This window comes from Pseudotabrizicola sp. 4114 (genome assembly GCF_031457365.1).
In the GTDB taxonomy this organism is placed as follows: Bacteria; Pseudomonadota; Alphaproteobacteria; order Rhodobacterales; family Rhodobacteraceae; genus Pseudotabrizicola.
This window is the reverse complement of the sequence record NZ_JAVDWP010000007.1, coordinates 1-23,384: the sequence shown is the minus strand read 5'-3', so window position 1 is coordinate 23,384 and position 23,384 is coordinate 1. Positions and strand designations below refer to the sequence as shown.

26 protein-coding genes and 2 pseudogenes are annotated in these 23,384 nt (G+C 60.2%); 19 read left to right on the top strand and 9 right to left on the bottom strand.

Annotation, left to right across the window (positions count from 1 at the left end):
• Positions 1-32 precede the first annotated feature (32 nt).
• The 12 genes and pseudogenes from J2X53_RS15875 to J2X53_RS15820 all read left to right on the top strand — a co-directional run bounded on the left by J2X53_RS15875 (position 33) and on the right by J2X53_RS15820 (position 10,811).
• Positions 33-1,118, top strand: coding sequence for a hypothetical protein (locus J2X53_RS15875; RefSeq protein ID WP_349038467.1), 1,086 nt, complete (start codon positions 33-35; stop codon positions 1,116-1,118).
• An 85-nt stretch (positions 1,119-1,203) separates the two neighbouring features.
• Entirely contained in the window at positions 1,204-1,500 is a 297-nt protein-coding gene (locus tag J2X53_RS15870; protein ID WP_349038466.1) for a hypothetical protein, read from the top strand.
• A gap of 116 nt (positions 1,501-1,616) precedes the next feature.
• Positions 1,617-2,213 (top strand): hypothetical protein, encoded by a 597-nt coding sequence (locus J2X53_RS15865; protein WP_349038465.1) that lies wholly within the window; start codon positions 1,617-1,619, stop codon positions 2,211-2,213.
• Positions 2,214-2,456: 243 nt separating this feature from the next.
• Positions 2,457-3,230, top strand: a complete 774-nt coding sequence (locus tag J2X53_RS15860; RefSeq protein ID WP_349038464.1) for a DeoR/GlpR family DNA-binding transcription regulator — start codon at positions 2,457-2,459, stop codon at positions 3,228-3,230.
• Positions 3,230-4,777 carry a sugar ABC transporter ATP-binding protein gene (locus J2X53_RS15855; RefSeq protein ID WP_349038463.1) on the top strand — a complete coding sequence of 516 codons (1,548 nt, stop codon included), beginning with the start codon at positions 3,230-3,232 and terminating at the stop codon, positions 4,775-4,777. Before J2X53_RS15860 ends, J2X53_RS15855 begins: the two co-directional genes overlap by 1 nt.
• A 19-nt stretch (positions 4,778-4,796) precedes the next feature.
• The gene (locus tag J2X53_RS15850; protein ID WP_349038462.1) at positions 4,797-5,780 is read left to right on the top strand and encodes an ABC transporter permease; all 984 of its coding nucleotides are present in this window, start codon (positions 4,797-4,799) and stop codon (positions 5,778-5,780) included.
• Positions 5,781-5,810: 30 nt separating this feature from the next.
• Positions 5,811-6,749 (top strand): ABC transporter substrate-binding protein, encoded by a 939-nt coding sequence (locus tag J2X53_RS15845; protein ID WP_349038461.1) that lies wholly within the window; start codon positions 5,811-5,813, stop codon positions 6,747-6,749.
• A gap of 52 nt (positions 6,750-6,801) precedes the next feature.
• Positions 6,802-7,497, top strand: a complete 696-nt coding sequence (araD, locus tag J2X53_RS15840; RefSeq protein WP_349038460.1) for an L-ribulose-5-phosphate 4-epimerase AraD — start codon at positions 6,802-6,804, stop codon at positions 7,495-7,497.
• The gene (locus J2X53_RS15835) at positions 7,494-9,071 is read left to right on the top strand and encodes a ribulokinase (RefSeq protein WP_349038459.1); all 1,578 of its coding nucleotides are present in this window, start codon (positions 7,494-7,496) and stop codon (positions 9,069-9,071) included. Before araD ends, J2X53_RS15835 begins: the two co-directional genes overlap by 4 nt.
• A gap of 36 nt (positions 9,072-9,107) precedes the next feature.
• A complete protein-coding gene (locus J2X53_RS15830; RefSeq protein WP_349038458.1) occupies positions 9,108-9,293 on the top strand; it encodes a hypothetical protein in 186 nt (61 codons plus the stop codon).
• Positions 9,294-9,526: 233 nt separating this feature from the next.
• Positions 9,527-9,637, top strand: a pseudogene (locus J2X53_RS15825) (transposase); the annotation flags it as partial.
• Between the two features lie 265 nt (positions 9,638-9,902).
• Positions 9,903-10,811, top strand: coding sequence for a rhodanese-like domain-containing protein (locus J2X53_RS15820; RefSeq protein WP_349038457.1), 909 nt, complete (start codon positions 9,903-9,905; stop codon positions 10,809-10,811).
• Between the two features lie 145 nt (positions 10,812-10,956).
• On the opposite strand, the gene J2X53_RS15815 is transcribed toward J2X53_RS15820, so the two are convergent.
• The 5 genes from J2X53_RS15815 to J2X53_RS15795 all read right to left on the bottom strand — a co-directional run bounded on the left by J2X53_RS15815 (position 10,957) and on the right by J2X53_RS15795 (position 14,361).
• Positions 10,957-11,493: a pseudouridine synthase gene (locus J2X53_RS15815; protein WP_349038589.1), complete on the bottom strand. Its 537-nt coding sequence runs from the start codon at positions 11,491-11,493 to the stop codon at positions 10,957-10,959.
• Between the two features lie 28 nt (positions 11,494-11,521).
• Complete coding sequence (locus J2X53_RS15810; RefSeq protein WP_349038456.1) at positions 11,522-12,622, bottom strand: glutamate dehydrogenase; 1,101 nt, start codon at positions 12,620-12,622, stop codon at positions 11,522-11,524.
• Between the two features lie 152 nt (positions 12,623-12,774).
• Positions 12,775-13,194: a nucleoside diphosphate kinase regulator gene (gene rnk, locus J2X53_RS15805; RefSeq protein WP_349038455.1), complete on the bottom strand. Its 420-nt coding sequence runs from the start codon at positions 13,192-13,194 to the stop codon at positions 12,775-12,777.
• A gap of 131 nt (positions 13,195-13,325) precedes the next feature.
• Positions 13,326-13,790 (bottom strand): hypothetical protein, encoded by a 465-nt coding sequence (locus J2X53_RS15800; protein WP_349038454.1) that lies wholly within the window; start codon positions 13,788-13,790, stop codon positions 13,326-13,328.
• Positions 13,791-14,061: 271 nt separating this feature from the next.
• A complete protein-coding gene (locus tag J2X53_RS15795) occupies positions 14,062-14,361 on the bottom strand; it encodes a DUF1127 domain-containing protein (protein WP_349038453.1) in 300 nt (99 codons plus the stop codon).
• A gap of 568 nt (positions 14,362-14,929) precedes the next feature.
• Between J2X53_RS15795 and J2X53_RS15790 the strand changes: the two genes are divergently transcribed.
• The 4 genes from J2X53_RS15790 to J2X53_RS15775 all read left to right on the top strand — a co-directional run bounded on the left by J2X53_RS15790 (position 14,930) and on the right by J2X53_RS15775 (position 18,800).
• Positions 14,930-15,385 (top strand): hypothetical protein, encoded by a 456-nt coding sequence (locus tag J2X53_RS15790; RefSeq protein WP_349038452.1) that lies wholly within the window; start codon positions 14,930-14,932, stop codon positions 15,383-15,385.
• A gap of 50 nt (positions 15,386-15,435) precedes the next feature.
• Entirely contained in the window at positions 15,436-16,188 is a 753-nt protein-coding gene (locus J2X53_RS15785) for a sulfite exporter TauE/SafE family protein (RefSeq protein ID WP_349038451.1), read from the top strand.
• Positions 16,189-16,991: 803 nt separating this feature from the next.
• Positions 16,992-17,510, top strand: coding sequence for a hypothetical protein (locus J2X53_RS15780; RefSeq protein ID WP_349038450.1), 519 nt, complete (start codon positions 16,992-16,994; stop codon positions 17,508-17,510).
• Between the two features lie 339 nt (positions 17,511-17,849).
• Positions 17,850-18,800: a mechanosensitive ion channel family protein gene (locus tag J2X53_RS15775; RefSeq protein ID WP_349038449.1), complete on the top strand. Its 951-nt coding sequence runs from the start codon at positions 17,850-17,852 to the stop codon at positions 18,798-18,800.
• Positions 18,801-18,829: 29 nt separating this feature from the next.
• Here J2X53_RS15775 and J2X53_RS15770 read toward each other — a convergent pair whose 3' ends face one another.
• Entirely contained in the window at positions 18,830-19,528 is a 699-nt protein-coding gene (locus tag J2X53_RS15770) for a hypothetical protein (protein ID WP_349038448.1), read from the bottom strand.
• Between the two features lie 411 nt (positions 19,529-19,939).
• Between J2X53_RS15770 and J2X53_RS15765 the strand changes: the two genes are divergently transcribed.
• The 3 genes from J2X53_RS15765 (at position 19,940) to J2X53_RS15755 (ending at position 20,685) form a co-directional block, all read left to right on the top strand.
• On the top strand, positions 19,940-20,071 hold the full coding sequence (locus J2X53_RS15765; protein WP_349038447.1) for a hypothetical protein: 132 nt from the start codon (positions 19,940-19,942) through the stop codon (positions 20,069-20,071).
• Between the two features lie 221 nt (positions 20,072-20,292).
• On the top strand, positions 20,293-20,415 hold the full coding sequence (locus J2X53_RS15760; RefSeq protein ID WP_349038446.1) for a hypothetical protein: 123 nt from the start codon (positions 20,293-20,295) through the stop codon (positions 20,413-20,415).
• A gap of 3 nt (positions 20,416-20,418) precedes the next feature.
• Positions 20,419-20,685 carry a hypothetical protein gene (locus J2X53_RS15755; protein ID WP_349038445.1) on the top strand — a complete coding sequence of 89 codons (267 nt, stop codon included), beginning with the start codon at positions 20,419-20,421 and terminating at the stop codon, positions 20,683-20,685.
• A 48-nt stretch (positions 20,686-20,733) separates the two neighbouring features.
• Here J2X53_RS15755 and J2X53_RS15750 read toward each other — a convergent pair whose 3' ends face one another.
• From J2X53_RS15750 to J2X53_RS15740, 3 genes and pseudogenes are all read right to left on the bottom strand, one after another.
• Complete coding sequence (locus tag J2X53_RS15750) at positions 20,734-21,933, bottom strand: MFS transporter (RefSeq protein WP_349038444.1); 1,200 nt, start codon at positions 21,931-21,933, stop codon at positions 20,734-20,736.
• 727 nt (positions 21,934-22,660) lie between these two features.
• Positions 22,661-22,870: a hypothetical protein gene (locus tag J2X53_RS15745; protein WP_349038443.1), complete on the bottom strand. Its 210-nt coding sequence runs from the start codon at positions 22,868-22,870 to the stop codon at positions 22,661-22,663.
• Positions 22,871-23,129: 259 nt separating this feature from the next.
• Positions 23,130-23,384: pseudogene (locus J2X53_RS15740) on the bottom strand (LysR family transcriptional regulator); the annotation flags it as partial.

The following is a 23,384-nucleotide window of genomic DNA, read 5'->3' as shown; positions in this document are numbered from 1 at the left end:
CCGCCACACTGATACTGACAAGCGGCCCCGTGTTGGCCCAGACTCTTGATCCGCTCACCGACGCGCTCGGCCAGTTGCCCGATACGGTGCTGAGCAATCCGGTCTCACAGCAGGCCTATTTTGTCGATATCGCCGCCGTCGCGCGACTGGCGGCTGAACAGAACGGAGACATCACACCCCGGCATTTCATGCGCGCGCCTGTCGGGGCAATGCTGCCACCCGCCGCCGCGCTCTATTCCGGCGATACGGATAACTGGCATGAACGGGCCGGTGTCGATCTGCAGGATGTGAGGTATTTCGTTGGCTATGGTGAACCGCCGAACACGGTGACGGTCTGGGGACTTGCTGACGATGACACTGCGACGGATCTTGTCACAACCCTGACCAACGGTGACTTCAAGCCTGTCGGAGAGGAGGGGATTATCGGAAACGGGGAACCGAGGATCGCCGATCTTACCTTGGCAGATCGCGGTATGCCGTGGCGCAGCCCGGTCGGGGCGCCAACTTTTGCCGGAGCGAAAGGCAATGTCCTCATTCAGGCCAGCACGCCCGACACCCTGCCCGGGATGCTCGGCGATTTCGGAGACTCGGGTCTGGACCGCCACCCCATGGTTCAGGCGCTGACAGCGGGGCTGGAGGTTGCCGTCGGCGACCAAACCATCGTTCAGGCCGTGCTCATTTCCCCCGCTTTCGGCTTTGCCAGCATTGATCCCAGTGCGATCATGCCTGGCGGGGGGCGTGACATCGACGCCATCCGCAATCACCTGAAGGCGCAGATCACATCCGGCAGTGCGGGTATCCCACCGTTTCTGGGCGGGCTTATCGCCGATGCTCATGCGGACCATCCCGCAGTTGCCATCTCGCTTGCCTATCCGGATTGCGAAACGGCAGATCTGGCGGCAACGCTGATCGAAGAGCGTTGGGCCACATCCATGCCCGATGTCGCACAGGGCACCACATCCACCGCCACCTCTGAACACCCCGATGGATATTGCGCAGCCGTGCTGACAGTGACCGGCGACGGCACCGACAAAAGCCTCAACCCACTGTTCAGTACGTTCTTCGACATGAACGCCCGGCGGGAATTCACCGTGTTGCAGGTTGGCGAGACACCATAAAAGACAGGGGCGGGTTGATCGTGGCTTTCAGGATAACAGAATGAAAAGGTGGAAAAATCCGGACAGAACGGGTCGGACCCTGCCAATGGCTTTGGTCGCGATCCCGCCGCTTCTTATGGCCTTCGCAGCGCCCTTCCTGCTGCTGTTCTGGGTCATGGGGGCCTCGGCCTTTGCCGGAACAGAAAACCATGATCTGTTCAATCTGGGCTTCTATCTGCTCGCCCTGTATCTTCTGTGCTACACGCTCTATGTCACGGCACTGGCGCTCGCGATCTGGCGGAAGTGGCCCATTGCGGGCATCCTTCACGGCCTGATCTGGATCTGTTTCATCGGCTGCGGTGGCACCGTCTTTTACATTCTCCGGAAGCTCGAAGCCTTCTGACCTGGTTGCTTCGCGTGCCGGACCCTGGGTGAAGCGTTTGATCCCTTGGCATCCTTTTTTCGGGACCGGATCATCGCAGGGCGGCGTCCCGTATGGAAAACGAAAAGGAATCTGACATGCGCTTCATTGCATCCGTCCTCTTCAGCGCGACCGCCTTTGCGCTCCCCGCGGCCGCGCAAGATGCCGGCTGGCACTCCGCCGCACGCGACAAAGCCATCGCCTATCACGGTGCCAACATGCCCAAAGACTGCAACATCCCGGTCAGCGATGCTGCGTCGGTGCCGGGTCATGAGTTACAGATCGGCGAGGAAACCGCCGCGCGTCAGGCCCTGATCATGGAGTTTCCCTGTCAGGCGGGTGCCTATAACACCACCTCGGTTTTCCTGCTTTCCGACCAGCACGGCACAGTGTCAGAGCTCTTTTTCCCATCGCCGCAAGTCGACGTCCGCTATGCCGACCAGGCGGATGCGACAGTCGTCGAGGGGATTGTGATCACCGGGTTCCCGCTCATGCGCGAAGTCGTCAAGCCGGTCTATGACAGCAGCAGCCGCAGCGTGACAGAACGCGACAAATGGCGCGGGCCCGGCGATGCCTATTCGACAACACAGTGGGGGTTCAAGAACGGAAAGTTCGAAATCATGCTCTTCGCGGTAGATGCTACTTTCGACGGTCAGGACAGTCCGGTCACACTTATCGAGATCGACATCTGGTAAAGACATGCCATGACAGCTTCAGAGCGCCCTGCGGATCAAAACTGACCTTCAGATGGACCATGGCGGCGATCTTTGCAGGTCTTCCGCAAACCAGAAGAAGCCGCCAGATAAGGTGGCGAAAAGCACCAACGCTGCCCAGAGATGACCCCTTTCAATCAATCATGAAGAAATTTCCTCATAATCGGAAATTTATCTTGAATGAATGCTCAAATTCACTCACACTCTGACTCGGGGGATACAAACGTGAGCGATCAGCAGCGCCAGCGGACAATTGTCCAGATTCTCGAAGAGCGGCCCTTTGTCTCGGTCAAGGATCTGACCGCGACCGTCGGCGTGTCCGCAGCCACCATCCGGCGCGATATCGAGAAGCTGAGCGGTGCCGGTCTGGCGCAGAAGGTGCATGGCGGTATCGCCGCGCTGACCAATGGTGGCGGACGCGCTCCGGTGGCCCTTCCCTTCATCCTGAACCGCGATATCGCCGTGGCCGCAAAGCAGGCCATCGCCCGCAGGGCGGGTGAGCTGGTGCGTGACGGCAGCCTGATCATCATTCACGGCGGCTCCACCTGCTTTCATTTCGGCACCCATATCGCCAATCGCAACGTGCGGGCCTTCACCAATTCGATGCCGCTGGCGGCCTATCTGGCCGAGCACGGCACCTGTCAGCTGAAGGTCGGCGGCGGTGATCTGCATCGCGAACCCGGCATCCTGTACGAAGCCGCGCGCGGAGGTGAGCCGTTCTATGCCTCGCAGTTTTTCGTCAGCGCCCTCGGCGTCAGCGCCGAAGGGCTTCTGGAATCGCATCCGCTGCTTGTGCGTTTCATCAACGACATGGTGGATCTTGCCAACGAGATCATCGTGCTTGTGGATAGCCGCAAGTTTTCCGAACGCCCCCCCACTGTCGCCCTGCCGCTGCACCGCGTCACCCGTCTCATCACCGATGACGGGCTGAGTGACAAGGATGCGAAGATGCTGGAAGAGCGCGGGGTGGACGTTCTTATTGCAAAGGGTGTTGTGTGATGACGCCCATGCTGGAAATGCGGTCGATCTCGAAGACCTTCGGCACCATCCGGGCGCTGCGCGATGTGTCACTGACGGTGATGCCGGGAGAGGTTCATGCCCTGATGGGCGAAAACGGTGCCGGCAAGTCGACGCTGATGAAGATCCTGTCCGGGGCCTATGTGCCCGACGCCGGCGGCGAGGTGCTGGTCGACGGCATTCCGATGCAGACCGGCCGCCCGAAAGAGGCCCGCGCCAATGGCATCGCGGTGATCTATCAGGAGCTGTCGCTGGCCCCAAACCTGACCGTGGCCGAGAACATCTTCCTCGGGGAAGAGCGCGCAAAGGCCGGAATCGTCAACCGCCGCCAGATGCTTCGCGAAACCGGGCCGATCCTGCAGCGTCTTGGCGTGACCTTCGGCCCCGGCACCCTCGTCGGTTCGCTGTCGATGGGCGAACGGCAGCTGGTTGAGGTCGCCCGCGCCCTTGGTGCCAAGGCCCGCGTGATTGTCATGGACGAGCCCACCACCTCGCTTTCCAGCCGTGAGACGGAAAAGCTGTTCGGCGTGATCGCCGACCTGAAGGCGCAGGGGATCGCCATCGTTTATATCAGCCACCGGATGGAGGAAATCTACCGCCTCTCTGACCGCTGTTCGGTGCTGCGCGACGGGGCCTATGTGGGCACACTGGAGCGCGACGAGTTGTCGGCTGCCAGACTGGTGTCCATGATGGTGGGCCGCGACCTGAGCACCTTTTACAAGAAAGAGCACAAGGCTACAGCTGCGGGCGAGAGCGTGCTCAAAGTGGAGCATATGAGCGATGCGCGTCTGGTGCGGGATTGCAGTTTCGAGGTGCGGCGTGGCGAGGTGCTGGGCATCTCCGGCCTCGTCGGCTCGGGGCGGACCGAACTCGCCCGTCTGATCTACGGGGCCGACAAGGCCACGTCCGGTCGGGTGTTTCTGGAAGGCCGGGAGGTGACGCCCAAATCGCCGCGCGATGCGCTGAGCCATGGCATTGTCTATCTGACCGAGGACCGCAAGGGGCTGGGCCTGTTCCTCGACATGACGATTTCCGAGAACATCAACATCTGCGTCATGGAACGCGACGCCTCTGCCGGGCTGACCAACTTTCGCCGCGCGGCGGAGCGGGCGCGTGCCGCCATGGCGTCGCTGGCGGTAAAGGCCCCGTCGCCGCAGCTGACCGTGGGCGCGCTGTCGGGCGGCAACCAGCAAAAGGTGTTGCTCGCCCGGTTGCTGGAACTGGACCCCAAGGTCATCATCCTTGACGAGCCGACGCGCGGCGTCGATGTCGGCGCAAAATCAGAAATCTACCGGCTGATTGACGCGCTGGCCGCCCGCGGCATGGCGATTGTCATGATCTCCAGCGAGCTGCCGGAAATCATTGGCGTGGCCGACCGCGTTGTCGTGATGCGGGAAGGTCGCATCTCTGGTGAGGTCACTGCCGCCCCCAACCAACCCATCACGCAAGAGGCGGTCATGGTCCTGTCCACAGGCGCCGCCCCAGAGCCATCCCCGACGACAGCCCCGGCTGCGGCCAGCGCAGACTGAACGGTGAGGAGAACACCAGATGACCGACACGACAGACCAGACGGCACTTGAACAGCGGGCCCGGATGCGCACCATGATCCGCGCGCTTGGCATGCTGCCGGTGCTCATCCTGCTCGCAATCGGTTTTGAACTGGTCAGCGGGCGCTTCATGTCCGCCAACAACCTGTCCATCGTGATGCAGCAGGCCTCGATCAACATCGTGCTGGCTGCTGGGATGACCTATGTGATCCTTACCGGCGGCATTGATCTGTCGGTGGGCTCTATCCTGTCGGCGGCGGCGATGGCGGCTCTGATCGTCTCGCTCTCACCGGAATGGGGCATGATGGGCATTCCCGCCGGCATTCTCATGGGTCTGCTCTTCGGCCTGGTGAATGGCAGCCTGATCGCCTTTCTTGGCTTGCCACCCTTTATCGTGACACTTGGGTCTTTGACGGCGGTACGCGGTGTCGCACGTCTGATGGGTGCCGACACCACGGTGTTCAACGCTGACCTGCCCTTTGCCGCCATGGGCAACGCCACGCTGTTCGGCATCCCGTGGCTGGCGATCATCGCGCTTCTGGTCATCGTCGTCTCATGGTTCATTCTGCGCCGCACCGTGCTCGGCACCTGGATCTACGCGGTGGGCGGCAACCACGAGGCGGCCCGTCTGACCGGCATCAAGGTCTGGCTGGTGCTGCTTTTCGTCTACGCCATGTCGGGTTTGCTCGCCGGTCTGGGCGGGGTCATGTCGGCCTCGCGGCTTTATGCGGCGAACGGGCTGCAACTGGGGCAGGCCTATGAGCTGGACGCCATCGCGGCCGTGATCCTCGGCGGCACCAGCTTTGTCGGCGGCGTCGGTTCGATCTGGGGCACGCTGATCGGCGCGCTGATCATCGCCGTGCTGTCGAACGGGCTGATCCTCAGCGGGGTCTCTGACATCTGGCAATTCATCATCAAGGGCCTCGTCATCATCGTGGCCGTCTCCCTCGACCGGCTGCGCCTGCAAGGCTCGGCCCGCACCTGATTTCACCATCGCATCAAACGGGAGGATACCATGCGAACCACCTCAAAACTTCTCTGCACCGCCGCCGCCGTACTCGCCATGACGGGCGCGGCCAGCGCTCAGGAACTTGAACGGATCGGCATTTCGGTCGGCCTGTTGGGCAATCCGTTCTTTGTCGCCACGATCAAGGGCATCGAAGACCGCGCCAAAGAGATCAACCCGAACGTGCAGGTCACTTCGGTCTCGGCTGACTATGATCTGAACAAGCAGTCGTCGCAGATCGACAGCTTTATCGCCGCCGGGATGGACATCATCATGCTGAACGCGGTCGACGCCGAGGCGATTGCCCCCGCCGTGGCCCGTGCCAAGGCTGCCGGTGTCACCGTCGCCGCCTTTGACGTGTCGGCCCCCGGTGCTGATGTCACTGTGATGACCGACAACGTCGAAGCCGGTCGCAAGGCCTGTCAGTACCTCGTCGACGCACTTGACGGCACCGGTGACGTGATCATCATCAACGGCCCGCAGTCCTCGTCGATCCGCGACCGGGTGCAAGGGTGCAAAGAAGTGTTCAGCGCACATGAAGGCATCAACGTCCTGTCCGACGACCAGAACGGCCAGGGTTCGCGCGATGGCGGGCTGAACGTGATGCAGAGCCTGCTGACCCGCTTTGACAAGATCGACGCGGTCTTTGCGATCAATGATCCGACGGCGATCGGTGCCCAACTCGCTGCGCGCCAGCTTGGCCGCAGCGAATTCATCATCACCGGCGTCGATGGCGCGCCGGATATCGAAGAAGCTCTGAAAGACCCGGACGCGCTGATCAAGGCATCCGCGTCGCAGGACCCCTATGTCATGGCCGGTCAGGCGCTGGAAATGGGTTATGCGATGTTTCAGGGCAACACACCCGAGAATCCCACCGTCCTGCTTGAGCCGCAGCTGATCACCGCCGACAATCTTGGCGACTATCAGGGCTGGACCGCGGCCCGCTGACAATCCGGGGTGGCGCGGCAGGTCGGGCCACCCCTTCCACAAAGGGAATGATATGTCGCTGGATGATTTGAAAAAGGCGGTGCTTGAGGCCAACCTCGCCACCGTGCGCAATGGGCTGGTGATCGCCACATTCGGCAACGCCAGCGCCATCGACCGCGCCACCGGCCAGGTCGTGATCAAACCAAGCGGCGTGCCCTATGACCAGATGACCGCCGACTGCATGGTGGTCAGCGATCTGGATGGTCGTGTCCTTGACAACCGGCTGCGCCCCTCGTCAGATCTCGAGACACATCTCGTGCTATACCGTGCCTTCCAAGGCGTCGGCGCGGTGATCCATACACATTCCACCTTCGCCACCATTCTGGCGCAATGCCTGTGCCCGATCCCGCCGATGGGCACCACCCATGCCGACTATTTCCACGGCACCATCCCCGTGACCCGTCACCTGACGCCGGAAGAAATCTCCGCCGATTACGTCCGCGCTACCGGCGAGGTGATTGTCGAGACCTTCCGCGATCTTGACCCCGATGCGATCCCCGCCGTGCTGGTGGCAGGCCATGGCCCCTTCGTATGGGGCCGAACGCCAGAGGAAGCGGTAATGAACGCCACCATCCTTGAAGAGGTTGCCAAGTTCGCCTGGCACAGCATGATGCTGCGGACCAACGTACCGGAGTTCCCACCGGCGCTGCTCGACCGGCACTTCCTGCGCAAGCACGGGGCGAGCGCAACTTACGGACAACCGACATGACCCTTGTTGCCGGCGCGGATTTCGGCACGCTCAGCGTGCGCGTAACCATTATGGATACAATGGATGGCCGCACCCTCGCCACTGCGGCGGCCCCCTACCCGCTGAAGCGCAGCGCCGAGGATCCGCTTCTGGGTCAGCAGGCCCATGCCGATCACATGCAGGCCCTGACCGAAGCGATGCACGCCGCCATCGCGGCCGCCGGGATCGACGGTCAGCACATTGCGGCCTTCGCCGCCGACACCACCGGCTCCAGTGTTGTGGTGGTGGATGCGGCGCTGCAGCCGCTGGATGACTATTACCTCTGGTGCGACCACCGCGCGCACGGCGAGGCGGCGGAAATCACCGCGCTCGCCCGCGCCGAGGGGCTGGAAGCAATCGACTGGTGCGGTGGCGTATATTCGCATGAATGGGGCTACGCCAAGCTATTGCATTTCCTGCGCCACAACCCCGGCAAGCGCGACCGGGTCGCCACGGCACTGGAACATTGCGACATGGTGGTGGCGACGCTTTGTGGCATCACCGACCTGCAGGCGCTGCCGCGCAGCGTCTGCGCCATGGGCCACAAATGGATGTGGTCCCCGCGCTGGGGCGGGCTGCCGCCGCAGGATTTTCTCAGCCGGGTTGATCCACTGCTGGACGGGATCAACGAAAAGCTGTCCGGCCGCTTCGGCGACTCGACCGAAATCGCCGGGCATCTTTCCGGGGACTGGGCTGGGCGTATGGGGCTGCGCCCTGGGATCCCGATCCCTTTCGGCGCTTTCGACGCCCATTGGGATGCCATCGGCAGCGGCTGCCGTCTGGGCGACGTGGTGAACGTGGTCGGCACCTCGACCTGTATCATTGCCATCGGCGACGCTGCGACAACTCCAGTCCCTGGAATCTGCGGCGCGGTCCCCGGCAGCGTCATTCCCGGGGCCATGGGGATCGAAGCCGGCCAATCCGCCACCGGCGACATTTTCGAGGCCATCGCCCGCCGCGCCGGCTCTGACGTGGCAACGCTCAGTGGCAAGATTGCAGCTCACGGGCCAGGCTCCACCGGGTTGCTGCGGCTGGTCTGGGACAATGGCGACCGCACCGTTCTGGTCCGCTCCGACCTCGGCGGCGTCACACTGGGCTGGGACCTGGCGCATACGGCAGCCGATGAGTTGCATGCCGCAATCGAGGGCATGGCGATGCATGTCCGGCTGATCATCGAGCGGATGGGCGACGGCGGATTGTCCATCCTCCGCCTCATCAATGCCGGCGGCATCCCGCAGAAGAACCGGGTGCTTAATCAGGTTTATGCCAACGTGATGGGGGTCGATGTGCATGTGCCCGCCTCGTCGCCGGTCGGGGTCGGGGCCTGCATCTTTGCCGCCCTTGCGGCGGGGGCCTTCTCTGACATCGCCACCGCGCAGGCGCGGCTCTGCCCGCTGACCGAGGTCTTCCGGCCAGATCCTGCGGCCCATGCCGTCTATGAGCGGCTCTATGGGTTGTTCACCAAAGTCTACCACGGCCTCGGTGCGGGCGGCAGCTGCGACCTCGGCACAGTGCTGCCCGAGCTGCGCCGCTTCCGGCTTGGCAGTCTCCACTGAGCCTCAGCGCGACGGCCGCAGATTAAAGACATGGGCGTGGGACAACATTGCGCCGGAGCAGCGATCCGCAAGGGTCGACTGACCGGCTTGCGCAATTCCCAACACCAGCAAGACCGGCACCAATCCGGCAACCCCAGCGCCGCAAGGCCCGGAAACGCGCGCTCCGGTGAATTCATCGCCCCGTTCATCGCGCTGAACCGCGCCGGGCTTGCCGGAGGCTGATTGACGTCAGTTACGCGGCCATGGTTTTGGTTTCCAGAGCTGCGTAGAAGTTGGGCTCGGCTTTTGCGGGCGGGATGTTCCCGATGGGCTTGAGCTGGCGGCGTTTGTTGAAGCAGTCGACATGCGCTTGCCGGGACGGCGCTCGTGAACCGGCTGCTCCAAGGGGTAATCCCCCCGGAATTATGGGGCTGCATAAGTAGAATTTTCTCGGCAAGATGACGAGAAGATTCTGAATGAAGACAAGAAGATGCACTGAGGCGCAGACCATCGCGATCCTTCGGCAGGCCGAAGGCGGTGTGCCGGTGGCCGAGCTGTGCCGCGAGCACGGCGTCAGCGATGCGACCGTCCAGCGTGAAGGAGACCCCGGATTTGTCTTGATCCGACCCCCAACGTTGGACCACCCTTAGGCAGAGTTTTCCGGCTTCGTTCAGGGTGACGGGCTGGTGACGTTCTGCCACCTCATCGCCTTAAACAGAGCCAGGCAATTTCTTCTGTCATAGCAGCTTCCACCGAGCACATGTTTTACTCGATGAGTGGTAGCGCCAGCCTTTTCTGCGGGCTATGTCAGTTGACTAACGATGGCATTTTTCGTTCTGATGGAGATTCAATATGGTTGTTCTAGCCCCACGCCGCTTTGTCTTTGTCGCTGTCTTGATGAGCATTCTGCCTTGGCTTTGTGTCACAGGCGCACAGGCTGAAGTCGCGGACACAGAGCAGTGGGTGATTGAGGCGGACCAAGCGCGCAGCCTGCTTGCGGCTGGGGCCCTGCTTCTGGACACCCGTGGCGCGGCACAACGCGCTCTCCAATCCCTGCCCGGATCAACACCCGTGACATGGCAGGAGTTCAGCAATCCAGACTTGCCAACCAAGGGTCAGCTTTTGGCGGATGATGCCGTTCTTACGGAACAGCTGCGCACACTCGGCGTATCCAATGCAGTTCCAGTGATCGCGGTGGCGGACACCGCGAACAGCTGGGGCGAGGATGGCCGCATCGTGTGGACGTTACGCACCCTTGGCCATCAGCAGGCCTATCTGGTGAACGGAGGGATCGCGGCACTTTTGGCCGATGGCGATCTGTTGGCAACGCCTGCGGCCATTCCCGGCAATTTCACCATCCGCCGCACGTCGGATTTTGAAGTCACCAAGGAACAGCTGTCCGCACTGATCGGCCAACCGGACGTGGTCATCATCGACACCCGAGAGCCGCGCGAATACGCGGGCGATACACCCTATGGCGAAACGCGCGGCGGCCATGTTCCCGGTGCGAAACACGTGTATTTCGCCGATCTGGTGGGTGCCGATGGAAAAGTTCTGCAGGGTGAAGCGCTGTCGTCGCGTTTGAACGCGCTTGGCGTGACAGAAACAACGCAGGTGGTGTCGTATTGCACGGCGGGTATCCGGTCGGGATTTGTCACCGCTGTATTGCAGAGCGCAGGCGTCGATGCACGCAACTATGCCGGTTCGATGTGGGAATGGTCAGCACAGGACCCGGCCGCTTATCCACTGGTGACCGACTGACACCTGAGGCGAGCCAACCTTGGCCCACCAATGAGTGCTGCACCGTGAGTGCGATGTTTGTGGTCCGCGTTCGAGCCTGCGCGGCGGGGACTGCGGTGATCTGGCAGGCTGGCTGATGGGTGGCGTTCACCCGATCGTTCGGAACTCACGCCGCATTCGAAACGGAAAAGATCAGGGCGATCTCGTGTTCGTTCAGCAGGTTCCACTGAGCCGGCGCCATGCCATCAGTCAGTGACAGCCCGTCCAGCCGCTCGCGGTGCAGATCTTCGACGTGGTTGCCAGTGGCCGCAAACATGCGGCGCACCTGATGGTATCGACCCTCGGCCACACTCAGCAGTGCTTCGGTTTCCGTGATCACCTGCAGTTCGGCAGGGGCCAGCGGTTTGTCTTCGCCTTCCAGCATCAAACGGCCCGAGGCAAACCGATCGCCTTCGGTGCCAACAAGCGGGCGGGCCAGCTTGGCGCGATAGATCTTCTTGAGATGGCTCTTTGGGCTGATGACACGGTGAAGCAAGTCGCCATCATCGGTCAGGAGCAAAAGACCGGATGTCCGCTTGTCTAAACGCCCGATGGTTGAAATCGCGCGAGTGCAGCATCTCCAGCGCGGGGGCAGGATGTCATAGACAAGGGGACCGACCTCCTTGTGCGAACAGGTCATGCCCAAAGGTTTGTTCAAAAGCATGAACAGTCCGGGCAAAGGATCCAGCGCCTCACCGTCGATTTCCATGCGGGACGGCAACGCGCACACACCCGGCGATGTTGGCACCCAGCACGTAATCTCCTGGCGCGCCGTATTCATCGGCGGTCTCATAGCAGGTGTCGTGGATGCCACGCATGATGGCGGCAAGCCATGCCTCGGTCTGGTCAAAGGTCCAGCTGTCACGGCTGGCGTTTTGCTGCATCTCCAGCGCAGAGGTCGCAACCCCCCCAGCGTTGGCTGCCTTGCCAGGGGCAAATAGCACACTCGCATCGCGGAACACCTTCACGGCTTCCGGCGTGGACGGCATATTCGCGCCCTCTCCGACGGCAATCACGCCGTTCTTCACCAAACAGCGGGCGTCTTTGCCAGACAGCTCGTTCTGCGCCGCCGAAGGCATCGCCACTTCGCAGGGCACATCCCAGATCGAACCTTTGTCAGAGGCGATGAAATGCACGCTATTGCCCCTGCGACGGGCGTATTCGGAAATCCGCTCGCGGCGGATGGTCTTGATCTCTTTGAGCAAGGATAAATCAATCCCGCTCTCATCGACGATGTAACCACTGGAATCTGAACAGGCGACGACTTTGCCGCCACAGGATTGCACCTTTTCAATCGAATAGATCGCCACGTTCCCCGACCCGGACACCACCACGTTCTTGCCGTCGAAATCGGTGCTTTTGGTCTTGAGCATGGATTCGACAAAGTATGTGTTGCCGTAGCCCGTGGCCTCTGTTCGCGCGCGGGATCCGCCATAGGCCAACGCCTTGCCGGTAAAGACACCCGCCTCGAACCGTTTGTTCAGGCGCTTGTATTGGCCGAACATGTAGCCGATCTCGCGGCCGCCCACGCCAATATCGCCCGCCGGAACGTCGGTCTGTTCGCCGCCAATGGTCCAGAAATACTGCGCCGTGAAATGCAGAATGTTCCGCGCCAGATGCAGGGGGAGCGCCTGCATCTGGCGGATTTCGGGAAACAGCGACCTTCCGACAGCGACGATGATGCCCAAACCGACAAGCGCGCGGAAGAACAGGATCTGCTGAATGGACAAGGAAGCCGCCATTTCCCGGGAGCCGACCGACATCGCGATGAAAGCCACCATGCTCAGCGCCATCCAGACCAAACCTTGCTTAAATTGCCACCGGGCAGCGTTTGTGGCGCGGCATGATTGTCTGACATGAGAGAACCTTGTGGAAAAGTGACCGACGTTTTCGCCCAGTCAGATTTTGGATAGACTGCCCGCTTCACGCTGAGAGGACGTGTGGGTCACAGCGGTGCCGGAGGCTTCACTTCCAGAACCTCCAGCACGCGGGTCTCGTCGTCGCGCGTGACCCAAGAGATCGTGGCACCTGCACTCAACCCCAGCAGGGCCACACCAACAGGTGTCAGAACAGAGATGCGCTGCTGGTCGATATCAGCGTCTTCGGGATAGGCTACAACAACAGTGCGAACGCGATCGGTGCTGAGGTTGCGATATGTGACCTCGCTTCCGATGGTGACAATATCATCGCGCAGCTTCTCTGGCGCGACCAGTTTCGCACGGGCGATTTCGGTCAATAACCGCTCGCCAACTTCTGGAGACCGCCGCATCGTTGCAGAGGCGAGGGCCTCAAGGCGGCCCACCAATGTCTTGTCGAGATGGATCTTTGGCAATCGGGTTGATGTAATTGGAGGAGAAGTGGTCATGTCTTTTCTTTCTTTGTCGTGAAAGGGAGGAATGCCACCGCGCCATTGTTCATACGGCGCGGTGGCTTACGTAAGCGTTTGTAGATGTGCGCAAATACGGGGCGCCGGCGGGCGCCCTACTTGCGTGATGATCAGTGATCCACGCTGAGAAGGCGCACGCTGCGGAACGAGCCGTCGGCTTGAAGAAATGGCGCACGGCTACCAGCCTTCATGCCAATCAAGGTTGCTCCCAGCAGCGTTCCAATGTGGATGCCATTTTGGCCCAACGCATACTCATCGTAATGGAACAGCTGTCCCGTTTGCGGCTCTAGATCGTCAATTGCGTAAGTCACCCGAGAGCCGCCCGCTGCGGTCGCAGCCCCGATCTTGTCGTCTTTCCGCACGGTCGCATAGAGCAGCTTCTGACTGAGCAATCTTGTCAGCATTTCGAAAGCGCCGGTTCCAATTTTGTCCGCACGCAGAATGTGCTCTGCCAATGCTCGGCGGTCTGCTTTGGTCAGAACACAGTGGACGGACAGGTCGCACAATGCTGCATAACCATCCTTCTGAAACGGAGTTGGCTCTTCGATCCGTTTGTGTTGTCCGGAATTGATCATGGTTCCCCCTCGGACGACATCTAAGCCGCCCTAATAACTCAGGTGATTGGATGAGGTGGATTGACCCGGGGCAGCAGCACAGTGGTTGCGCGTTCAGACCGCCCCGGGCTGGGGGCGGTTCTGACGCAAAACCCGAAACAGGATGAACAAGTTCGTCATCCAACGACCCTGCGCATCCTGTCTGAAGGGGCCAACGAGCATCCGTCCGGCAGGCTGATGCCTGCGCGACACTGACAACACGTGATGCGTTTCCGGTCGCGCAGGGCTCATTTTATGCTGCTCGTCTGAATTCAGCATAGGACGTGTCCAGTTTTTCCGGCTCTGGAGCGAGCGGCGGCATCCGTAGCTCTCGCGCATCGAACCCATCGACGACCCGTTCAATTTCGCCGCGTGGAATGCCGATATCCATAAGGATTCGGTCATCCAGAGCGGCGAGAGCTGCGATCATCCTTCGGCGTTGCCAATTTTTAACTGCGCTCTGCCACCACCGAAGGAGCAGATTAAGCTTTTTCACCTCGACGGGGCGCTCCGCTGTTTGGCTGAGCGTTCTTTGTTTGATGCAGGAAGACATGAGTTTCTCCAAGTCTGAAACCACTAAACATATCTCTCAAGGCCGGAGGCTTGGACGCGTGAGGCCAAAACCTAAAGGTTCGCGCGGCATGAATGCCGCGTGTCGCTCTGCTAATTTGAGAGATGCTATTGCGGAAAGTCCCCGTGGCGACATCGAGCAAAACTGCTCAAGCCGCCCGGGGCTACCGGCGGTTCAGTAGAACTCCTGCGGAACGCAGGAACCTCATATGGAAGCTGAACATCGTCATGCCCTACATATGGCCCGTTGCGTCGGTGCTTTCAATCTGTCGGTTAGACATAGCGGCCAGGGATCAGCGCAAAAGCGCCGATAGAACAGACTTTCTGACATATGTGCTGCGCGCGGGTATCTGGTGGGTGCGCACCGATTGACTTGAGCTCGGCGCATTCCTAACCTTGTGCCATGGTATCGAATGAAAACCACTTCCGGTTTCTTCTGCTGAACCGCCCGCTTCCCGGGCGGTTCCAGCGCTTGTGCGCTGAGTAGCCTACCCGGGGCCTCCTCGTTTTCCTGAAAATGCGTGCGACGGCGAGCCGTCCGAGGAAAAGTCATGGCAATCGGTTCCAAACTCCAGCCGGTCAACACCCGTTCTTCTGCTGTCCCGAAATACCGATTTCGAGATCAAAGCGTCTTACCTGAAGACGACCACCAGCTTTTGCGATGCCATCTCGAGACATGCGAACGAAGCCGTGCGCCATCATGGACTTTGTTGGCCTATGCTTTGCAAAGTAAGATCTTCAATACCAAAGCGGTTTCGGGGCCGGTAGGGCGCGACATTGTTATCGGTGGCAGCTTGGTCACCTATTCGGTTGGTGGAGGCGAGCATGAGACTGGGTTGCTCGTTCATCGAGTGCAACATGGCGTCCCGTCCGGCGGCAACATTTTGGTTCCTTCACTGCTCGGGGCCACGCTTATAGGTATGCGCACCGGGCAACGCGCCCCACTCTTGTGCGAGGACGGCACGGTGAACGCTCTCTTCATTCTCGAAACCATCCCTCCGGCCTGAAGCGCGGCACGAAAGTGCGCATTCAAACAGCATCATGAAAGACCATCGAAATGGAAATGATCTTGTTGATCGCCGCCGCCTTTGGCGCAGGGATCCTGAATACGGTTGCGGGTGGAGGAACCTTCCTGACGTTTCCAGCGCTGGTGTTTACTGGCATGCCGCCAGTGATGGCCAACGCAACCAGCACAGTCGCTGTCTTTCCGGGCTATCTGGGTGGTGCAGTGGGCTTTCGGCACGAGTTGCGTGGATTCGATCGCAAACGGCTGTTGCGTCTCGTGGGGATCACCCTTGCCGGAGGGCTGGTCGGGTCCGGATTGCTCATGGTATCATCGAACGAAGCCTTTTCCCTGGTGGTTCCCTTTCTGCTCCTTGGTGCCACTCTTGCCTTCCTCTTCGGTGACAGAGTTCGCCAATGGGCCGCTGAAAAGGCCCGGGGTGTATCGTCGGAAGGCGCTCTGGGCCTTTTTCTCGTGTCGCTTTACGGAGGTTACTTCAATGGCGGGCTCGGGATCGTTCTGCTCGCTCTTTTTTCTCTTTGGGGCATGACGGACCTCAATCGCATGAATGCTCTGAAATCGGGGCTGAGCTTTCTGCTGTCAGCAATTTCAGCTGCTGTCTTTGCTGCGGCCGGACTGGTTGCCTGGCCACAAGCCGTGGTCATGATGCTCGCCGCGACCGCAGGGGGTTACGCCGGAGCGCCGTTGGCACGTGCCCTTCCGAAACCCGTCGTCCGCGGGATCATTGCGACCGTGGGTTTCGGAATGAGCGCGGTATTCTTCTGGCGCCTGATCGGTCCAAGCTGAGGTTGGCGGATGCGCCGCCGATCTTGCTTGCCGCGAGTATCACAGGTTTTCCAGTCAGAGGACACGCCCGACTGGCGTTCAGAGAGCGACCTGGATCAGCAGAGGTCTCTGGGAGCGACGGCGAGTGATTTCGCGCATAATTGTTGGCAAAGCTGAGTTGCTGAGTGGTCGCTGTCGCAACTACGATCCGACAATTTCCAGCGACGACAGCGTTGCAAGAAATGCTATAAAAAGATCAACCCATACTGCAATTGTCGAGATTCTTAATAGCCAGCATGTGTTGAGCCCATTTGAACGAAATTGAGGAATTGTCCAGACAATAAAATGAATCTCTGAATTATGAAGGGTCGCATCCAAGCAAATAGCAGGAAAAGGAAGGCATTGATCTAAGCTGTCGTTCAGAGCGACACTAAAATTTGCTTTCTTCATCATGCATATGCATAATTCAGCTGGGATGGGCGATCCGATTCAAGGCTTTGAGGCATGGATCACCTCGAAGTGGCCCATTTCACGCGTGGCGTGCCATTTGCTTCGGCTGGGGATACGTTCACTGTGCCGGAAAGGCGACACTCCTGCTCAATTCCCGCTTTCCGGTAGCCCAGCTTGTTTTTAACTCTGCAAGGGCCTATGTCCACTAACATGGTTACGTTCACGCCTCATGTCAGGTTCCAGATCTTTTCCGGTTCGCTGCTGACGCGCACCCTGCCCCGGGCAGAGGCGGTAGCCTGCTGACGCCTTTTCCCGGGGCCTAATCTTCCAAGACCAAGGTCAGCCAGGCGGACTCTGTCCGTTGAGGAACAATCATGTATCGCCATTCCATTGCCCCGCAGCCGCAAGGCAAAGCGGGCGCGTTCGACTGTCATTCCCCCGTTAGCCGGCCTCGCGCGGGCATGAGCCCCGACTTGCGCCCGGCCCAGGCCGTGCGCAGTCGCGACGACTACTGGCAGCTAAACGAGCACCGGCGTCGTTGCGAAGAGCTGGGCGGACACAGTTCCGCGCGGCTCGCGAGATTGATCCGCGCGAAGCTTCTGAATGCGTGGGTCACCGAGACGGAAGATCTTCCCACCGATATCGTCACCGGGGCATCCCGGGCGACTTTTGTCCTGGATCACCATCGACCCGTGACGCGCCAGCTCTATCACTGGGATTATCCTGGCGACGAAAGCAGGCCAATGGCCATTGGCAGCATTCTGGGCGTCACGCTGATCGGTTTGGCGGTGGGACAGCGCAAACACTTTGTCGACGGCAATTGCGAGACTGGCGAACTTCAGGTTCTGGCTGTCCATCAACAAGGCACAAAGGGTGCGATGCTGTTCGACTGAGCGGCTCTCCGCCCCCGCCAGGCTCACCACACATTTTATTTGGCCTCACCATTCTGCAGGTCGTGCAGCCCCGCGCCGCGCCCGAGGCAAGGCAGCTATAGCGAACACCTAACCGCAAATAAAAGGAGGGCAAGAAATGCTCCATCGATCTATTCCAGCTTACTGCGCCAATTGTGGCGCGACCGTGCCTCGGGCCGCAGCCGGGCGCTGCCCGTCTTGCCGGGTCCGATTTGTTCCGGCTGGACCCTTGGCCCCGTCGACCGCTCGCAACCGATTACAGAAGAGAGACCCCGCTCGAGAGAACGGCATCGCGCCTTTGAGGCCGATCGGGCGACGGCCATGATGATCATTCAAAAGCTGCTTGCACCTATGCTTTTTCTAGGCGGTCTCGCGGCTATGAAGCTTGCCGCCTTCGCCTTGAGCGCGCGTCTGGGCATCGAAGTTCTCGGCGGGCATGGGCACGATGGTCTGCAGATTGCGGCCTATCTTGGCATCGCCTGGTTGCTCAGCCGGATCGCGGATCAGGTCTTCTCGCGGGTGCGGCCCCGCAGCCGACCCGTTCCGCAGCTGCTCCGTGACCTCCTGTCGGCGTCGTTCTTCCTGATAGCGTTCATTGCTGGCGGCGTGCTGCTAACCGGGCACAGTGCAGGCAGCGTGCTTGCAGGTTCGGGCGTGGTCTTGGCCCTGCTCGGCTTTGCCATCCGCAACGTGGTTGCCGACACGCTTTCAGGGATCGCCCTGGGGCTGGAGGCACCGTTTCGCATTGGCGATTGGGTTGACGTCGAAGGTCTGGCCAAAGGCAAAATAATCGAGATCGGCTGGCGGACCACGCGGCTTCTTACGCGCGACTCCACCTATGTAATCCTCCCAAACAGCCAGATTTCGCGACAGCGGATCGTCAACTACTCGGCACCTCGCAGCGAATTCCGGGCCCAGCTCGAGGTCACGCTAGGACACGAAACGACGGCGGACGAGGCTGCGGAAACACTCCGCGCGGCACTGATGCAGACCCCGTTGATCCGGCAGGTTCCACCGCCCGACGTGCGGATTCAGGCCATCGAGCCCGAGGGAATCCGTTATGCGCTGCGCTACTGGGTTGGACGTTTCGATCAGGAAATCGACTGCCGCGATGCGGTTCTGAACGCGGTGGATGCAGCCCTGCGCCGATCGCGGACGGCCTTGCCCCATCGCCAGATAACCCTTTCCTGCAGCCAGCCGGGTAACTGCACGCTTACTTTGGGTGACGCGTCCAGGGAGCCGAAAATCCCCAGACGCATTGCCGCCGAGTAGCCATGATACCACCGGCGCTGCGTTTGCGATCAAGCGGCCTTGGGCCGTCCCAGAACAGCTTCGCTCTCGCTGCAGCTGTAAATGTGATGCATCGCGTCGACGCGGCCCGGCACGAGAGCGATATCCTCTCGCATCCAAAACCATGGCTGTGCGGATAGTCGGCGTTCGAACTCAACCGAGGCGGTTGCCGACCAGAAGGCAGCCAAGCCGTCCTTTGCAAGTGACGCGGCCACGCTGACCAGCCCGCCCTGCTTGTAGAGGTCGGCGTTGCCGGTGCGAACGAGGAAATCGGGGCCATTGTCGGTATCCAACAGGATCAGGTCATAGCTCTTGTCCGACCGCATCAGGTGCGCCTGCACATCCTCGATTATCAGCGTGGTGCGAGGGTCGTCAAGTGGGTGATCAGCCAGGTGTCCGAGGGGACCCTTGTTCCACTCGGCAATCTCCGGGATCAATTCGCAGATTGTTACTTCGGCTTCAGGGACAGCTAGGTCGAGCACCGCGCGCAAAGAGAATCCGAGCCCGAGGCCACCAATTAGGATACTCCGTGCCCGGAAATCAACACGACGCATGGCCCGCAGAGCCAGCTGATCTTCGGATTGGTGATTCAGGTTTGACATCAGTTCGATGCCATTATACCGGATCTCGAATATCGCGCCACGTTGTCTCAGAATGATTTCATCCCCCGACGCCGTTCCGGCGCGGGCTAGGGTGGTCCAGGTTGTCATGTCTTATCCTGCAAACAGAGAAACCCCATGCTTTCCTGCAGGGGCAATTCAGGTCTCACGTTGGATTAGGGGCTGCCTTGCGTGTCACGCAAACCGGCAACCCTCAGGCATTTTTTGCACTGAACCCTTGCAGGAGGGGAAAGACAGCAGAAAGGTTGAATGATGAGCTCATTGACCTGGCTTGTTTTGAAAAAAATGGATGCTGATGCCACCCGAACTGGATGTATCAAATTGTTTGAGCGAGAACAAGTCGTTCCCCCGCTGCCTTTTATGAATGAACCAACCTTATTTTGTGATAGAGTATCAACTCAATGTTATTAATAACGCATACATGACCATGGCCTTCTTTAAATAAGTCGATATGATTATTCAGCTGACCAAGCATGGCAGCTAGAAAAAGGGACTGATATCATGGCCAAGAATACGACAAAGCGACGACGGGATGAAAAGAAGCCGAAGAAAGTTATTGAGAAGAAGATTGCAGCCGCGCCCAGCATGAAAAACATCGTCGCGGTAAATACACCGAAACTGAAACCCAGATAACCTGACTGGTCGGCGGCCCCTCCGGGCTGACCTGTCAAGCACAAGACTGACCGGAGATGTCGCCGACCCTCGTTCGCAGGTCTGGCAATCAGCCCTTTCGACTTTCAATAGACAGGCGTCCTCCAGTCAGGCTGCATTTGTCGGAAGGCCTACTCCCCCGGCCCAGAGCCAGACTTTTCTGTCAGCGAGGCGTCATCTCTGTTGAGGAGGAACGGGCGCTGGTGGCGAGAGCGCATGAGGTGTTGCAGAAGGCAGACGGTTATCAGGTCGCCTTCACGGCGGAGCAGTTGTCTGACAGTCTGCATGGCGACAAGCGGCTGCAGCAGACGCTTTATCGCCTGTAACAGATGGGTCTGATCGACCTTTGGACCGTCACCAACTGGGGCCGCGACATTGGAGAGAATTCCTCGATCCAGGCGGTCGAGGTGTCGAGACTGCAAACCACCTTCGCAGAATCCTGTGGTGTCGTGATAGAGCGGATGCTTGCGATCGAAGGCCTCGCGGCCAAGCTGGTCTGGGCGCCATGGCCCGCACAGGCGCGGCTGGCCGCGATCAAGCCAAGCCGCACAGCCTCCTCCAATGCAACACCCGCATACGGTCCGGCAGCGAGATAGCCACAAAACGTGTCGCCGGCGCCAACGGTGTCGACAACCTTTACCTTGTTAGCGGACATCCTCGTCGATCCGGGGCAGGAACCAGGCCAGCACCCCAAAAAGCGGCAAAAAGGCGCAGATCCGGTAGACCGTCTCGACGCCGTAGCTGTCGGCCAGCACGCCCAGAAGCGCGGCCGCGATGCCGCCAAGTCCGAAGTTCAGCCCATAGAACAATCCGCCGATCAGGCCGATCCGGTCAGGCAGCAGGTCCATCGCGTAGATCAGGATCGAGGCAAAAGCGCTGGCCATGATCAAATTGATCAGGATCGTCAGCACGCCGGTCCAGAACAGGTCCACATGCGGCAATAGCAGCGTGAATGGCAGCGGTCCCAACATGGAGATCCAGATGATCCGGTAGCGGCCAATCCGGTCCCCAAGGATCCCGCCGATCAGGACACCCACCGCCGCGGCCATCAGGAACACGAACAGCATCATCTGCGAGGCGGGAATCGTCAGGCCGAACCGCTCGATCAGGTAGAAGGTGTAGAACGAGCGAAAGCTCTCGCCATATGCGTTCTTGGTGAACATCAGGAACGTCAGCACCACGAGACCGACAGCAATGGTCGCGGGCGCATGCCGTGGCGCCGCAGCTCCCGTCGTCTTGCGCCGCGCCCGCATCGCCGCGAACTCGGCGCTGATCTGGCGCTGCTTGCTGCCGATCCAGGTCAGCAGCCCCATCGCCAGAAGCGCCGTCAGCGCGAACCACGCAAGGCTGGGTTGGCCCCAGGGCACAACGATCAGCGCGGCGAAGACCGGGCCAAGCGCGCCGCCCGCCTGCCCACCGACCTGGAACATCCCCTGCGCCAGCCCCTGACGGCCGCCCGCGGCATAGCGCGCCATCCGGGTCGCCTCGGGATGGAAGATCGACGAGCCGATGCCAATCAGCGCGACCGAGATCAGGATCATTGCATAGCTCGGGGAATAGGCGAGGCAGACCAGTCCGGACAGGGTGAACATCATCCCCACCACCGGCGAATAGGGCGCGGGGTGCCGGTCAGTGACCATGCCGATCACGGGTTGCAGCAAGGCACCCGCCACCTGAAAGGTAAGGGTGATCATCCCGATCTGGACGAAATCCAGACCGTAAGCGTCCTTCAGGATGGGATAGGCCGCCGGGATCAGCGACTGCATCAGATCATTCAAAAGATGGGTCAGACCCAGCACCGCCAGCACGGTGACGTAGGTTCCGGAACGGGGGATGGTTGTCATGTCAGCAGCCTTAAGTTCGGGTGCCGTCAGCGTCCGGAACGTCTGGCACAAGTTGGGCGATAAGTTCACACCGGGCAGACCTCTGCAAGAGGCAACACGGCAGCGCAGTCACGCCGCGGTCCGTCCAAGGCACCGACCTGCCTCGATGTGACCCAGCACAACCTGGATCAATATCAAGCAACGACATGTCGGCGGACTAACCAATAACATCTCCATTCAGCGATACTGCGTGGAAACGGAAGGCCTTCCGCCCCAAATTCATGCGGCGTTTATGCCTGACATTAAACCGTCTAAGCGCCGCCACCTCCCGCAGGCTGATATGTCCGACAATTTTGCATTATCGGACGCTATGACGACTGTACACACAGCGAGCTATAAATTGCCTCAAAACCATCAGATGCCCGTAGCCGACCCGGCTGACGCAGGGTATCAGGACGGCGGCAGCGTCTCAGTGCAGAGTTAAGGTCTGACCGCGTTGATCCTGAGCAGCACAGACCCGATTTGCACCCTGCCGCGCCGGTTTCTGCAACGGTTTGGCGACATTCTCGATTTGATTGAGTCCCCCGCTTGAACTGGCACCTTTTGAGATGAACCTGTTCTGGCATCCCCGGATGAGTGCGTAAGCGGCAAACGTCTGGTTGCGAAAGCAAGTTTTGCAATCTGCGAAATCTGGGCTTCAGGCAAAGTAGGCAATTGGCCGGGTGATACGCCCGGCGCGCACTGGCTTTCAGAACTGCTGAAGCAGATAGTTGCCCACCATGGCTGCGGCGGGATCGAACAGGGTGTCGAGCCGCAAGTTGAACACATAAGTCCCCACTGTCACTGCAACCGTTGGCATGGAAGGCGTGCTCGCCTGCTCATGCATGATGGTCACAGACCGCCAACCATCGGTAGAATTCAGTTCCACCGTGCGGTTGGCAGACAGATACTGAACCACCACGCGCGCTGTCTACCAGAGGATACCTGTACAATCGCCGACATGGCGCTAAAGGATTGGGCGGCTTCGGCCGGATATGCTTTTGGTGTGCAGGGCTAAAGCGTCTATCCCAATGCTGAGCGCTTTATGGCTGAAATGGCCGTCCGTCTCGCCGTCGAGCGGGGACTCGATGAAAGGCGGACAGACGTTCAAGGCCGACCTTGATGAAGACGCTCGCAAGGCAATGTTCCCGCAAAGCGAACATCGCCTTTGAGCTTCTTTAGCTGGCATAGGCGGTCAGGCCCGCAATCAGCCTGTCCATGACAAGCCTGACACGCCTGACATGCCGCATGTTCTCATGGGCGACGACCCAGGTTTCAAAGGCCATTTCAAAAGCGTCGGGCAAGACCCTGACCAGGTCGGGTTCGCGCGCCGCCAATGCAACATGGCAGACGCCGATCCCGATTCCGGCACGTATCGCCGCCAACTGCCCAAGATCGCTGTCAGTGCGGAAGATGAAGTCGCCCGGACCAAA

Bases quoted from the DNA above. Each gene is read 5' to 3' on its own strand.
- J2X53_RS15870 (WP_349038466.1), top strand. From the start codon at position 1,204: ATGGCTTTGGTCGCGATCCCGCCGCTTCTTATGGCCTTCGCAGCGCCC.
- J2X53_RS15865 (WP_349038465.1), top strand. From the start codon at position 1,617: ATGCGCTTCATTGCATCCGTCCTCTTCAGCGCGACCGCCTTTGCGCTC.
- J2X53_RS15855 (WP_349038463.1), top strand. From the start codon at position 3,230: ATGACGCCCATGCTGGAAATGCGGTCGATCTCGAAGACCTTCGGCACC.
- J2X53_RS15850 (WP_349038462.1), top strand. From the start codon at position 4,797: ATGACCGACACGACAGACCAGACGGCACTTGAACAGCGGGCCCGGATG.
- J2X53_RS15845 (WP_349038461.1), top strand. From the start codon at position 5,811: ATGCGAACCACCTCAAAACTTCTCTGCACCGCCGCCGCCGTACTCGCC.
- araD (WP_349038460.1), top strand. From the start codon at position 6,802: ATGTCGCTGGATGATTTGAAAAAGGCGGTGCTTGAGGCCAACCTCGCC.
- J2X53_RS15835 (WP_349038459.1), top strand. From the start codon at position 7,494: ATGACCCTTGTTGCCGGCGCGGATTTCGGCACGCTCAGCGTGCGCGTA.
- J2X53_RS15820 (WP_349038457.1), top strand. From the start codon at position 9,903: ATGGTTGTTCTAGCCCCACGCCGCTTTGTCTTTGTCGCTGTCTTGATG.
- J2X53_RS15815 (WP_349038589.1), bottom strand. From the start codon at position 11,493: ATGCTTTTGAACAAACCTTTGGGCATGACCTGTTCGCACAAGGAGGTC.
- J2X53_RS15810 (WP_349038456.1), bottom strand. From the start codon at position 12,622: ATGGCGCTGAGCATGGTGGCTTTCATCGCGATGTCGGTCGGCTCCCGG.
- rnk (WP_349038455.1), bottom strand. From the start codon at position 13,194: ATGACCACTTCTCCTCCAATTACATCAACCCGATTGCCAAAGATCCAT.
- J2X53_RS15800 (WP_349038454.1), bottom strand. From the start codon at position 13,790: ATGATCAATTCCGGACAACACAAACGGATCGAAGAGCCAACTCCGTTT.
- J2X53_RS15795 (WP_349038453.1), bottom strand. From the start codon at position 14,361: ATGTCTTCCTGCATCAAACAAAGAACGCTCAGCCAAACAGCGGAGCGC.
- J2X53_RS15790 (WP_349038452.1), top strand. From the start codon at position 14,930: ATGGCAATCGGTTCCAAACTCCAGCCGGTCAACACCCGTTCTTCTGCT.
- J2X53_RS15785 (WP_349038451.1), top strand. From the start codon at position 15,436: ATGGAAATGATCTTGTTGATCGCCGCCGCCTTTGGCGCAGGGATCCTG.
- J2X53_RS15780 (WP_349038450.1), top strand. From the start codon at position 16,992: ATGTATCGCCATTCCATTGCCCCGCAGCCGCAAGGCAAAGCGGGCGCG.
- J2X53_RS15775 (WP_349038449.1), top strand. From the start codon at position 17,850: ATGATGATCATTCAAAAGCTGCTTGCACCTATGCTTTTTCTAGGCGGT.
- J2X53_RS15770 (WP_349038448.1), bottom strand. From the start codon at position 19,528: ATGACAACCTGGACCACCCTAGCCCGCGCCGGAACGGCGTCGGGGGAT.
- J2X53_RS15765 (WP_349038447.1), top strand. From the start codon at position 19,940: ATGGCCAAGAATACGACAAAGCGACGACGGGATGAAAAGAAGCCGAAG.
- J2X53_RS15755 (WP_349038445.1), top strand. From the start codon at position 20,419: ATGGGTCTGATCGACCTTTGGACCGTCACCAACTGGGGCCGCGACATT.
- J2X53_RS15750 (WP_349038444.1), bottom strand. From the start codon at position 21,933: ATGACAACCATCCCCCGTTCCGGAACCTACGTCACCGTGCTGGCGGTG.